Below are 13,211 nucleotides of genomic sequence, written 5' to 3'. Positions count from 1 at the left end.
GCTTGTATGGGTTATGTGACCTATTCGCAGATAAATTATAAATTCCCATCTCTATCTCGTCGGATAGGTTATTGGTTAATACTTTTTGGGATAACTGCTCTAATTACGATCGCGGTAAATGCTTGCAAATCTGAGTCTGGCATTGTTCCAACTTTGCCACAGCATCCAAATATTCAGGTGTTTTTTAATCAAAATCAAGCCGCTCGATACACCGACCCATATCGAAAAATCGAACGTCTTGGTGACAATCTAGAACGGGTGATGATTGACAATGTTAGTCGATCTAAAGTTAGTCTTGATATTGCTGTCCAAGAGCTACGTTTACCTAATATTGCTAAAGCAATTGTTGAGGCGAAATTGCGGGGCGTAAACGTCCGACTGATTCTCGAAAACAACTATAGTCGAGCTTGGAGCGAATATACACCTGAGCAAGTTGAGAAGCTGAATCCTCGCGATCGCGATCGCTATAAAGAATTTCAGAAGTTTACGGATATTGATAACGATGGTCGCTTAAGTGAAGATGAATTGGATCGTAGTGATGGTTTACGGCTAATCAAGATTACTAATGTGCCTTGGATTGACGATACTGCTGATGGCTCAAAAGGTAGTGGATTAATGCACCATAAATTTATGGTGATTGACGATCAAATAGTTTTGTTTGGTTCTGCAAATTTGACCATGAGTGATATTCATGGTGACTTTACTAGACCTGAGACTAGAGGTAATGCTAATAATCTTGTTCGGATAGAAAGTAAAGAACTCGCCGCAAGATTTAAGCAAGAATTTAATCTAATGTGGGGAGACGGTCCAAATGGAAAACCTGACAGTCTGTTCGGCACGAAAAAACCTTCTCGAAAAATTGATTATCTCATCGTTGGCGGAGCGCAAATCCGACTTAAGTTCTCTCCAGATCCTGAAGATACAGCAAGGGAACAAACCAGTAACGGACTAATCGCCACGGCGATCGCTGGTACTAAGACAAATGTTGATATGGCACTATTTGTCTATTCCGATGAATTTATTTCGACAATTCTGGAAGAGCGTCAACAAGGAAATGTACAGATTCGAGCACTAGTAGAGCCTCAATTTGCCTATCGGGATTATTCGTCAACTCTCGATATGTGGGGGCTTCAGTCCACCCAAGATTGCAGAAGAGGAAAGAGCAGTGCATGGAAACAACCCATTAAAACTGTTGGTATTCCCAATCTTGTATCTGGAGATACGTTGCATCATAAGTTCGCAATTCTTGATCGCAATTTAATTCTTACAGGTTCACACAACTGGACAAAGGCTGCAAACTTCACAAATGATGAAGTTTTAGTTGCCATCCAAAATGAGACTGTAGCAGCACATTTTCAAAGGGAATATGATCGCCTTTATCAAGATGTCACCTTGGGACCCACCGCAAAACTAGTCCAAGCTACTTCCAAAAGCTGCGCTGAGCGAGTTAAAAGCAAGTCTAACTCCTTGATTGAAAATTCAGAATTTTAACAGTCATTCTCGTTATAAAAATCGGTTTTTTGGAGATCTTTCAAAAAACCGATTTTGGTGTTTCCATCGCCGCAGGCGATGGAAACACCAAAATCGGTTTCATATAGTGCTTAAGTTTTGTTAAGCTAGAGTGTCTGAAATTTTTCGCGCCAAAAGTTGCGTTAATACAAATATGGTCAATCTGGTTCCAACCGTCAAACCCACGATCGCTTTCTCTCACTTGGGTTGTGAAAAGAACCGCGTCGATACGGAACATATGCTGGGCTTACTAGTTCAAGCAGGTTATCAAGTCGATAGCAACGAAGAACTAGCCGATTATGTGATCGTTAATACCTGTAGCTTTATCGAAGATGCGCGGCGCGAATCTGTGCGGACACTGGTTGAACTTGCCGATATGGGCAAGCGTATCGTCATCGCTGGCTGTATGGCGCAACACTTTCAGCAGGAACTACTTGATGAAATTCCTGAAGCGGTTGCCCTTGTTGGTACTGGCGACTATCAAAAAATTGTTGATGTAATTGAACGTGCCGAGAAAGGCGAACGAGTCAAAGAAGTTACTCAAGTCCCCACCTATATCGCTGATGACACCGTACCGCGATATCGCACCACCAATGAAGCTGTTGCCTATGTCCGCGTAGCTGAAGGTTGTGACTATCGTTGCGCATTTTGCATCATTCCTCATTTACGCGGCGATCAGCGATCGCGATCGATTGAGTCGATTGTGACTGAATGCGATCGCTTAGCCAGTGAAGGCGTAAAAGAAATTATTTTGATTTCGCAAATCACTACTAATTATGGTCTAGATATTTACGGTCAGCCTCGCCTTGCCGAACTTTTAACCGCTCTTGGACAAGTCGATGTGCCTTGGATCAGAATGCATTACGCCTATCCCACAGGACTTACTCCAAAAGTAATCAATGCGATGAAGTCCACTCATAACGTGGTTCCTTATCTAGATTTACCTTTGCAACATTCACATCCCGATGTATTAAGAGCCATGAATCGTCCTTGGCAAGGGCGGATCAATGACAAGATCATGGAGCAACTCAAAGCTGCACTTCCCAATGCTGTTACCCGTACTACATTCATTGTTGGATTTCCTGGGGAAACTGAGGATCAGTTTGAGCATTTACTAGAATTTGTGAAGCGTCATGAATTTGATCATGTCGGTGTATTTACGTTTTCCGCAGAAGAAGGTACACCTGCCTTTGATTTGCCAAACCAATTACCCGAAGAAGTCAAACAAGACCGCCGCGATCGCATCATGGCAGCTCAACAGGAAATTTCTTTCAAGAATAACCAGTTAGAGATCGGTAAAACCATTGATGTGTTGATCGAGCAAGAAAATCCAGCCACGGGTGAACTAATTGGGCGATCGGCAAGATTTGCTCCTGATGTTGATGGTGTGGTCTATGTTCGCGATCCCCTTGGCAAAGCAACTCTAGGCTCTATGTTTTCCGTCAAAGTTACTGCCGCCGATCACTACGATCTATTTGGTGAAATTGTCTAATAAGTACCTAAACAATTAAAAATTATAAGTCTGTTCTTCCCTTGCTGCGCTTGGCATGGGCAGAACGGTTTTAATGTGAGAGAGTTGCAGCTTAAGGGGTATAGCCTCATTTTGGTATATATAGCTACATAGTTTTTAGAAAATTTATATCAAGACGAGAAAAATAACTTTTATATAACTTTCTAACTTCTATTTACTAACCTTTGTATATCTATTAATGGTTTTAAAAAATAGAAAAGCGTGAATAATAGAATCCAAGAAGTAAAAAATAAGTTTGCGCTGTCCAGCAATCTAAATTCTCTTCTAAATCAGATGCTAGACATTAGAACTCAAACTGACACTCTCTTAAAGAAGCTAAAAGGAAGAACAATGGATACAATTACTAAAGTTAACCAGCTATCCTTCCACCAAGGTTTAAATAGCGAATCCGCCTTTACAATTAAACTTACCAATAGCAAGTTTGATAGCCTCGCGGGATCTGAACTTCTTGCTAATGTTGAGTCTTGGGTTTCAGCTAATGTCATGATGAACAATAAAGAAGTTCCTGTTCTGATTGTTGATATGGAAAATGTTGAATTTATTGATAGTCAAGGTTTACAAAAGCTCTTAGCATGTTTAAGACTAATGCAATCCCACAAGAGTAATTTTTTACTTTGCTCTCAACAACCTTCTGTTCGTCTTGTATTCGAGATTACAAGAATTGATCAACTGTTTGCAGTTTTCCCTAGCGTTAGCAACTTCGTAAATCGCTCTGATGTTCAAAATCAAGGTTCTGACTATCTATTAGCTGCCTAGAATCAGTATAAAAGTGAACATTCTATGCTCTTTGTCTTATGTCTAAAAAGCAAAAGCCTCGCTGAGCGAGGCTTTTGCTTTTTAGACATAACTTCTATTGCTTTGACATGAGTGAGTTCTATATCGCCATCTGCACCGTGCTTTGCACGGCGCAGATGGCACAAAATAGGAAGAATCGCTTTGCGATTCTTCCTATTTTGTGATTTAGCCGAACTAACGTTACTTTAAAAATGCATCAATTTTATTAGCTTCTTGCAAGCTACGCTTGATACAGTCACCTAGAGCCACACCGCCGATAAAATTGGCACTGACATACAGTCCCTGAGATTTCTGTAATTCTGTTTCCACAGTGGCAAGTCGCTCTAAATGTCCAATTTCGTATTGGGGGATCGCTTTATCCCATATATGAACAGCGATCGCTTTCGGTTCAGCTTTTGTATTAGGTCTGAGAATAGTCTTTTTTAGATCTTGATGCACGGCGGCAATGATTTCTGATTCTGAAAGTTTGGCTAGAGCGGGATCAAGCGTCCCACCGATAAAGTTTAGTAATAGTTGCCAACCTTCTGGAGCTCGTCCAGCAAATAGACTCGATGACCAAATTGTGCCTAAAGTTCGCACCCCTTGAGTGCGGGGGATCAGATTACCAAAGCCTTTCATATCATAGGCAAATTCGCTCTTAGGGTAAGCAAGTACCACACAAGCAACAGTCGGATAGAAAATCTCATTTAAGGCTTGGCTAGCTGATGGCAAATAATCTTGTAAAAGTTTTGCGGTGATATAAGCAGGGGTACTGAGAACTACCGATCGCGATGTCACAGTTTCTTCACCCGTTGGTGTATCGAACTTAGAAATATAGACTTCGCCTTGCTTTTCCAGCGATCTCAAAGTCCATTGTTGTTTCACAACAGCACCTTGATCTCTTAACTTGGTGGCGATCGCTTCAGGCAGCATCTTAATACCTTCACGAAATGATCCCAGTTCACCAGTTTTAACTTTGGGAAGATTCGGATCAGAAAGCTTCTGGGCTTTACGTTCTTTTGCAGAAAGCATTGCTCCAGCGAGCAGCCCATTATAGTTATTTTCTAATCTAAAAATCTTAGAAAAAGCTGCACTAGCACTTAGTTTCTTGGGATCCCCTGCGTATACACCTGATATAAACGGTGCAACTAATCTCTCAACAGCTTGTTTGCCTAATAAACGCGAAAAGAATTGATCGACAGATTCTTCTCCTGCCATAGCTGGACGGGCAAAGCCAAGCGCACCAATAGCTAAGCGAATTTTGCCACCCCAAGTCAAAATCTTGGAAGCGATCGCACCAGGTGGACTCATGGGCAAAGCGTTTAACTTGCCATTCAGAAAAACGAAACGGGGTAATTTGCCATCGGCTAGAACCAATTCATCCTTGAGTCCAACTTGTACAGCTAGACGTAATAGTTCAGGAGCAGGCTGAAAACTATTTGGCCCCTCTTCCCATTGATAACCTTCGTCATTTTTGGCACTGGTTATAGCCCCACCCACACGATCTTGAGCTTCTGCAACTAAGACACAATATTGGTTGGCGATCGCTAGTTCATGAGCGATCGTTAATCCTGATATTCCTGCCCCAACGACAAGGACATCTAAAGGGGGATTGGCTTCGGAGGATGGCTTGAGGGACATAGCTTAGAGCGCTTTGATCAATTGAGCAATTTTTAGTCTAGTACAACTAAGCTCTTATAGTTTAGTACAAGCTTTGAAAGTCAATAAACCAATTGTGTGTATTTAGCGACTGAGGTGCTACAAAACACACAATTGGCTCTTCTGAGGAAAGCCGCTTTTATACTGAGTGCTGAAATAAAGCATTTAGATAAACTTTGGCGGTGCTGCGATAACTATGGGATGCATTATGGGATGAGCCATGGCGATCATTCCCGCCATTTTGCAATAGAAATAAAGATAATGCTGCAGCAAATACGCGATCTTGATCCCAGTCGGGATGTGACTCTAAGTAGTTTTTGAGGGTTTCGTGTAATTCTTCAGGAATTTCTGCCAATATACTGACGGTCGTACTCATGCTGAAACCTCAACTTTTAAACAAGTTTGATAGAAATGACGCAACCATTTTCAGCGGTCGGGCTTTAATTGTGCGTGTATCTATGGATCTTGTCAACGTAACGGAATATTAAGTAGCGATGACAAAATACTGAAATCGCTTTGCTAGAATCAGCATTTTAGATGATTTTAGGTTACATTTATTTATATTAGAAGCAATTAAAAAGTTTTCCCAAGTGAAGTGTTCATTCTATTAACGAATCCTTAACCAGTAAGGCGCAAGTATCTATATCTATAAAAACACCTGTGGAAAACTAATGGTTATCTGTGGATAAAGCCACAATATCTGTGGAAAAGTCTGTGGAAAACTTTTGGGTATTTAAGTTGAAAATTATTTTTTTCTTAATATTTGTGGCATGTTTATAGCGATCACTACACAAGCAAAAAACGACAATTACAAACATAAACATACAAGGGTTACGCCCCAAGGGGGCGCTACCTTGTATGTTTATGTAATTTCTTTTACTTAATTACTCAGCCAATTTTCAGGAACAACTATCAGTGTTGTACCTTTTCGCCTTAGCACGATTACTTTTTGATTGGCTGCGATCGCAATTTGCGGATTATCACATCTTGCTTTCCATGAACCACCCTCATACTTGACTCGTCCAGTTTCTCCTACAGGTATTTCCGTGAGCGTAATCCCCTCACTAGACTCTTTAAGTTGATGCGAATCCTTAGGAATGAATCGCCGTGAAAACATTGCCAACATACCTGAGAGCAACATCCAGACCAAGATTTGCAACGCAGGAATAGGTAAGATTATGGTGATCGCAGCTACTAACAATGCGGCTATTCCCATTGCTCCTGCAATTAGAAAAGTTGGCAATGGCACTAGTAGCTCAATAACGACAAGAGCAATCCCGAGCAGCAGCCAGACTTGACTAGGTAGTAAGTTCATGGATTGCTTGATTTATCAGAATTGGATGTAGCTGTCTCAGAAGATGTTCCTGACTTCACAATTGTGCTGCTAGGTTTGGGGCTGTTGATCTTCACTTTTTGAGAGTCAAGAGATTTTTCTCGTTTAAAGCGATCATCCTCTGTAGTAGATTTAATCACTTTATTTCGAGCAACTTCTACGGTTGCTGGTGATTTAGGTCGATCGCTTGTAGCAGGTTCGCTAGGGCGTGCATTAGTCGCGGTTGGTGCAATGGAGTCTAGATTCGGAGCATTGGAAAGTAGCCCTCCTAAACCATTGATCAAATTACGAATATTGCTGCGCAGCTTGGGATCTCCCGTTAGTTCATCAAGATCGGCGGTAATCTTCTTGGCGTTGGCAAAAGTTGCCCTTGCTGAATCGAGGGTTTCACGCAATGCCGACATTGTGGCAGGATTGTTTAACTCACCAGATACTTTCCGAAGGTTTGCTGATGTTTCAGCAGCATTTTCGGCTAGTTGCTGTAAATTTGCGATGATCTTACCATCACTCAATAAGGGCTTGGCACTAGCAAGTAAAGCTCTCGCTTCATTGGAAGTAGCGGCAATGCCATCAAGGGTTTGCGCTAGTTTTTCGCGATTGACCTCGATTAAATCTTGGGCACTATTTGCGACATTGCCAACCTTAGTGGCTGCTCCACTAATTGCGTCCGCTGTATCGCCAAATTTAACGATTTGCCCCTCAAATGTACCGATCACTTTACTCGCGGAATCCGTCAATTTTTGGATGCTTTTTGCAGTAGCTTTGGCTGCAACTAGAGTCTCATTGAGGTTATCGACTAAATTTTGATCGTTAATTTTGCGTAATGTAGCACTCGAATCCTTGAGCAATGCAATGAAGCTCACACCTCGAGTTCCTTCAATTTCTCCACCTTGACAAATAATCAGATCGGCATTGCAATCCTTTGCGATCGGATTCATCTTCGGATCAATTGCTAATTTATCTTGCGGCGGAAAAATATCGATATTGGTATTCCCCAGAAAACCACTTTGATTAGTTTCAGCGATCGAGTTCTTCGGAATAATTAATCTAGAGTTTTCAATACTTACTTGGACATCAACACCCTCTGTTTGGGCTGTCAACGCTGTGACCCGTCCTACTTCGACACCACGAAATCTGACAACTGAGCCATTATTTAGACCACTTGCATCAGCTATTTTGATCGTAAATGTAAACTTAGAGCTACTAAGTTGCAACCCGCGTAACCATAATAAAGCGCCACCAAAGGCAACTACTCCACCGATGATAAATAAGCCAAGCGCACCGTCGCGTAATGTTTTTCGCTGCACGAGTCTTATACCTCCCTAGTCAAAAGTTGAATTGGACCTTCAGTACTGCCGCTAAAAAATTGCCTGACATATGGATTGTCAACAGTATCAATTGTACTCACGTTTCCTGCGTAGCGAACCAATCCACGGTAAAGCACGACCAAACGATCGGCAGTACGACGGATAGTGCTGTCTTGGTGAGTGACGACAATATAACTATCACAGACCTGTTGCTCTCGTAGCGATCGCATTAAGTCCTCTATAATTGTCGAAGCCACAGGATCAAGTCCTGCGGTGGGTTCATCATAGAGCAGCACTTTTTTGGTTTGCGTTTTCGCAGTGGGGTCATCCATAATGGCGCGAGCAAAACTAACTCGCTTTCGCATCCCGCCTGATAGTTGGCTAGGATAGCGATCGCTAATATTCTCTAAACCCACGAGTGCAAGTTTATGTTCGACCAGTCGATATATTTCGCGGCGCGACAAACGAGAATGCTCAAATAGTGAAAAACCCACATTTTCTGCAACCGTAAGCGAGTCAAATAGCGCCGCATTTTGAAACACCATACCGATGTTTACCCCATAGCCTCCTTCTTGAATATCATCTTCGGAGGAAACGAGATTGCCATTGATATAGAGTTCACCTTGCTCAGGGGCAAGGAGACCGCAAATAATCCGTAAGATTGTCGATTTACCAGTACCAGAGGGGCCAATGATCGCGATCGCTTCCCCTGAATGCACAGTGAGATCAACACCATTTAGCACGGCATTAGAACCAAAACTTTTGTGAATATCACGCAGTTCTAGCAAAGGCGTAACCACATTGCTACTATTTTTGATCAGAGATCGGACTGGCTCCATCGACATTTATTTCAGATTGAAAAAATCGCTCTACAAAAAACTAACATTTTTTCAGAAACTTTTCCTAAAAAATAACTCTAAATCAGCAATTTGCATTATAAAACCCAAAGCCAAAAAAATCTAAAAGCTGTAAAAGCTCTCTATCAGGGGTACTGGATTGTCAAAGAGTGATGGGTACTGAAACGTCCATGTCATGAGGACAAAAAAGACGCAAATACGTCGATCACGTTTTAGCTGTCCAGTGCCAAAGCAGCGCAACTCTCTGTTCTAAAATTTCTGGCTATAGCAGAACTAAAAGAAAGACCTTGGATAATGACATTCATAGTTCAAGTTTTCATTTCTATTAGAAATATGTTTAGCAGGAACACCACCAACAATTGTGAATGGTTCAACATCTTTAGTAACAACTGCACCTGCTGCAACCGCACAACCCTTCCCCAATGTTACCCCAGGCAATACAATCGCTCTTGTTCCAACAAACACATAATCTTCAATAGTTACTGCTCGACATCTTCCAGTAAATAGAGGGGATTGCAAATCATGATCAGCAGTTAGAATACATACTTCAGCGGATATAGAGACATTATCACCTATCGTCAATCTTCCGCGATTATCCAAACGACATTTTTGATTAATAATGCTATTTTTCCCTATCCTAAAATTTTTTCTACTGTCAAACCATGCTCCCATAAAAATACTACTTCCTTCCCCAATTTCAAGACCCAAAAAATTAATATAGAAACACTTTCTTAATGTGTGTAGTGGTATATAAGATAAAATATAATTATTAAAATACAGAAGGAAATTTCCTATATAACTTTTAAGATTACAAGTAAATGTTAGTAAAAGATTTTTCATATCACTTTAACTTTTAGCTAACTTGTTTATTGTCATAGAAATAAAATGTAAAGCATACATCAACAATGAAGTGACTTTCCAACCAAACAAATTGTATACCTTCTCAAATTTCGAGCTTCCTTCTGATCTATATTTATGTGTTTCTGACAAGTTATTAGATATATTATAACAAGTATTAGATTGTTTAAACTCCCCAAGCATTAGATAATTTTTAGCAACTAGAAAGTATTTACAAGCAAGCAAGCGACGATATTTACCAGTCAAAAGATCTTTTTGTGCTAGGTAAAAGCTTGTTTTGTCTAAAACAAATTTAACTGAATTTGGGTGTTTTATTCCTTGCCCATTAGAAGCAGTAATTTGGCTATATATACGATAAAAGTAGTTGCGACCCTGAAGATAGGTAAATTTAGCTCCAGAGAGAGCTAACCTAACAAAAAAATCATAATCTTCCGCAATTCTTATCGATTCGTCAAATCCTGATATTCTTTCAATTACTTCACGTTTGCATAAACAAGATCCGCTATGAATAGTGTTATTACTAATTACATAATAAGTCATGTCATCAGAAGACTGATTTGTAATGTAACTTGATGATTTGATTGTATTATCATCATTATAAACTTGATGACACCAATCACCATAAACAATATCTTTGCCTGATACTTTTAAAAACTCTACTTGATCCTTTACTTTTATAGGAGAAATATAGTCATCAGCATCTATAAATTGAATATACTTTCCTTTACTAATTTGAATTCCTCGATTTCGAGCTGCACTTGCCCCCCCATTTTCATAACTAACCCACCTAATTTTATTGCCATATTTTTTAATTATAGATAGACTTCTATCCGTAGATCCATCGTCAACAACAATTATTTCTATGGGGCTGTAGGTTTGTGAAAGTGCAGAATCAATACATTCTGCAATCCATTTTTCGGCGTTGTAGCATGGGATAATAATAGAAACCAGTTCAGTCATACTAATGTTCCCTACCAGTGACTTCCACAAGTTTATTCTTTAATGCTCCGAGATAAAATCGTGAGAAGATGAAGGAAGGCTTTTTTAAGAGTAAGCTTAGGAGGAAAACAAGTCCTAAAAATCTTAGATTCAGAGTGGTCTCTCTTACGGCTACTTGAACAGACAATTGATATATATATTGTTTTATACCTTTTCTGTCATTTTCTGGAAACTTAGTTATAACGCTAGAAAGCATCTGAATAGTTTCCTTTTCAAACTGAATCCAAGATGAAACTGTCTTTGCTTCTTCATGTAGTTTAACAGTTGACAGGTACGTATTGATAGTTGTCAACCTACTTATACTTGTATTGTTACTTAAAAGTAGATTGATGTATAAGCTATAGTCAATTATGTAATGGAAGTTTTCACATAGACCTCCAATACATTTGACAAGATCTAGATTCAAAAAAGTTGAAGGCTGTGACATTCCGACTTTGCCCTGAAAACTCAGTGCTAGCTCTAATACTGAAATTGTTTCTTTTGGTATCCAATCAATATATTTTTCTTGAGTGATTATTCTGCTAGAGCCTACTAAAATATCTGGGTTTCTTTCTTTCCAAATCGAGGCAACATTATATAAAGCTCCCAAGTTCAATATATCATCAGAATTTATCCAATTAAAGATTACTCCACTGGATTTTCTGATCCCTTTATTAATCGCATTGCTTTGCCCAGAATCTTTTTCGCTAATCCAATAGAATAACCATTTTTCGTACTTCTTGATGATTTCAATAGAATTATCAGTACTTCCTCCATCAATAACTATATACTCAAGGTTTGGATATCCTTGAAGTAGAACTGAACGAATTGTTTCCTCTATAAAATGTCCATAGTTATAGTTTGGAGTGACAATACTAATTCTTGGCCAGTCAGAACCGTCAGGCATTTTATCAGGCAATACTTCTGTCTCTTCTGTCCAAGGCCAGCCCGTTTTGCCTTCTGGTTGAATAGGCAAATCTTGTAATGTTATAGCAGTATTTACAAGTACCATATTTGATCAAAATCGCGAAATCAGTTTGTGTAGTTAATATAGCGCTTTGTTTGCATTCTCTGGAATCACATTGTACAACAGCATTCCACATAGTCAATTAAAAATAGCTGTAGGCTGACTTTTGTTTTCTTTATTTCCTTTGCCTATTCTTTAACTAGGAAGGGATTAGGCAGCTTGTAAAATCATTTCATTAGGAATTGATAACCAAACACTAAACTGGCTGTCATTTGGTGCGATTAAGACTGCCATGCCCAAATCTAAATCTCTTCTGCATCCCGCGATCGCATCGTTGAGAGAGTTATAAACTTTATCAGCTACAAAAGTTTTGCCTAGAAAAACGATCGCTTGTTCTGTGCCAGCGACGGTGTTGATTACAATCGAGCGAACTTGGTTTAGTGAATTGAGGATCATTGCTTTTTGCCATTTGAAAGAATTTTTCTATGAGATTAGTATCTCGTTCTATCAAGGCTGGGGTTGCGATCGCAAATCTATGCTCTTGTGATGTTGTGTGTGCGTAAATGCGATCGGGGTCACGGGAGATCAAGGAAAAAGGAAAATATTGTTAGGGGTAGAGCATTTGTGATCGCAGATCGCAGTGGAGAGTTGCGATCGCAAATGCTCTACCCTATGCGCTTTTATCGATAATTTATCCCTGCGGTTTGGGAGTTTTCAGTGAATGTTGATCGCTTAGGGAGGTTTAGGATTGTCGGTGAATGTTGGAGGTTAAGGGCAGAGCATTCCCAATTTGAGATGGTTGCAGAATTTATAGATTGTGGTGGGAATGCTCTGCCCCTACAGGAAAATCGGTGGTGACAGGTAACAAAAGTGATGGGAACCTGATTACTACAAATCACTACGAGAAAAAAGAGAACAAATCACTACTCCACTTACTAAAATTCTTCTACCAATACGCTCTATTCCACCAATTAACTTTCGCCACGGAAGACTTGCAGGGAGAAGATTTTGGAAGTTATCAGTGTCTTTCGTAAATTCACTATATGTTCTCCAGTTATTATTGTATGTTTGCCAGTCATCGTTCTCTGGATAATACCAACCAACTCTTGCTGCAAATTCCCTCCAAACCCCTTGATCATATTCACCAATTTTACCGCCACACTCTAACCATAGTTTTTTTTGGACACTAAAACCAAATTTGCCATCGCTATAATTTACCCATAGCCAGTCAATCATCTGCAAATCTTCAGAAGGGAAATCTTTAATATTTTCAATATTTAAGCATCCATCTTTTTCTCGATTTGCCACTTTTACAGCAAATACCGATCAAACCCGCCACAAAAGAAGCTAACTAAAAGGGTCGAAGCAGAGACCACAATGATGAAACCAATTAAGAGCATCTTCATCAGTAATAGAATTAATAGCCATAGTAATTGCG

At 39.9% G+C, this 13,211-nt stretch carries 13 protein-coding genes; 3 read left to right on the top strand and 10 right to left on the bottom strand.

Annotated features, from left to right (window positions below; all coding sequences use genetic code 11):
- Window positions 1–6 precede the first annotated feature (6 nt).
- The 3 genes from PseudUWO311_RS00065 to PseudUWO311_RS00055 all read left to right on the top strand — a co-directional run bounded on the left by PseudUWO311_RS00065 (window position 7) and on the right by PseudUWO311_RS00055 (window position 3,796).
- The gene (locus PseudUWO311_RS00065) at window positions 7–1,491 is read left to right on the top strand and encodes a phospholipase D-like domain-containing protein (protein ID WP_142653055.1); all 1,485 of its coding nucleotides are present in this window, start codon (window positions 7–9) and stop codon (window positions 1,489–1,491) included.
- A 172-nt stretch (window positions 1,492–1,663) separates the two neighbouring features.
- Window positions 1,664–3,001: a 30S ribosomal protein S12 methylthiotransferase RimO gene (gene rimO / locus PseudUWO311_RS00060; protein ID WP_142653359.1), complete on the top strand. Its 1,338-nt coding sequence runs from the start codon at window positions 1,664–1,666 to the stop codon at window positions 2,999–3,001.
- Between the two features lie 369 nt (window positions 3,002–3,370).
- Entirely contained in the window at window positions 3,371–3,796 is a 426-nt protein-coding gene (locus PseudUWO311_RS00055) for an STAS domain-containing protein (protein WP_190303343.1), read from the top strand.
- 219 nt (window positions 3,797–4,015) lie between these two features.
- On the opposite strand, the gene hemG is transcribed toward PseudUWO311_RS00055, so the two are convergent.
- From hemG to PseudUWO311_RS00005, 10 genes are all read right to left on the bottom strand, one after another.
- Entirely contained in the window at window positions 4,016–5,455 is a 1,440-nt protein-coding gene (hemG, locus tag PseudUWO311_RS00050) for a protoporphyrinogen oxidase (protein WP_142653053.1), read from the bottom strand.
- Window positions 5,456–5,612: 157 nt separating this feature from the next.
- On the bottom strand, window positions 5,613–5,849 hold the full coding sequence (locus PseudUWO311_RS00045) for a DUF2811 domain-containing protein (RefSeq protein WP_142653052.1): 237 nt from the start codon (window positions 5,847–5,849) through the stop codon (window positions 5,613–5,615).
- 504 nt (window positions 5,850–6,353) lie between these two features.
- Window positions 6,354–6,788, bottom strand: coding sequence for an NfeD family protein (locus tag PseudUWO311_RS00040; RefSeq protein ID WP_142653051.1), 435 nt, complete (start codon window positions 6,786–6,788; stop codon window positions 6,354–6,356).
- Window positions 6,785–8,113, bottom strand: a complete 1,329-nt coding sequence (locus PseudUWO311_RS00035; protein WP_142653050.1) for an MlaD family protein — start codon at window positions 8,111–8,113, stop codon at window positions 6,785–6,787. The genes PseudUWO311_RS00040 and PseudUWO311_RS00035 overlap by 4 nt, the downstream gene beginning before the upstream one ends.
- 5 nt (window positions 8,114–8,118) lie before the next feature.
- On the bottom strand, window positions 8,119–8,952 hold the full coding sequence (locus PseudUWO311_RS00030; protein WP_142653049.1) for an ABC transporter ATP-binding protein: 834 nt from the start codon (window positions 8,950–8,952) through the stop codon (window positions 8,119–8,121).
- 291 nt (window positions 8,953–9,243) lie between these two features.
- Window positions 9,244–9,810, bottom strand: a complete 567-nt coding sequence (locus PseudUWO311_RS00025) for an acyltransferase (protein WP_142653048.1) — start codon at window positions 9,808–9,810, stop codon at window positions 9,244–9,246.
- Between the two features lie 6 nt (window positions 9,811–9,816).
- Entirely contained in the window at window positions 9,817–10,788 is a 972-nt protein-coding gene (locus PseudUWO311_RS00020) for a glycosyltransferase (protein WP_142653047.1), read from the bottom strand.
- Between the two features lies 1 nt (window position 10,789).
- Window positions 10,790–11,818 carry a glycosyltransferase family 2 protein gene (locus PseudUWO311_RS00015; protein ID WP_142653046.1) on the bottom strand — a complete coding sequence of 343 codons (1,029 nt, stop codon included), beginning with the start codon at window positions 11,816–11,818 and terminating at the stop codon, window positions 10,790–10,792.
- 165 nt (window positions 11,819–11,983) lie between these two features.
- Window positions 11,984–12,229 (bottom strand): hypothetical protein, encoded by a 246-nt coding sequence (locus tag PseudUWO311_RS00010; protein WP_142653045.1) that lies wholly within the window; start codon window positions 12,227–12,229, stop codon window positions 11,984–11,986.
- Between the two features lie 432 nt (window positions 12,230–12,661).
- The gene (locus tag PseudUWO311_RS00005; RefSeq protein WP_142653044.1) at window positions 12,662–13,081 is read right to left on the bottom strand and encodes a GUN4 domain-containing protein; all 420 of its coding nucleotides are present in this window, start codon (window positions 13,079–13,081) and stop codon (window positions 12,662–12,664) included.
- Window positions 13,082–13,211: the final 130 nt, after the last annotated feature.

This window comes from Pseudanabaena sp. UWO311 (genome assembly GCF_006937785.1).
In the GTDB taxonomy this organism is placed as follows: domain Bacteria; phylum Cyanobacteriota; class Cyanobacteriia; order Pseudanabaenales; family Pseudanabaenaceae; genus Pseudanabaena.
The sequence above is the reverse complement of the archived record's forward strand: the minus strand, read 5'-3'. Positions and strand labels throughout refer to the sequence as shown.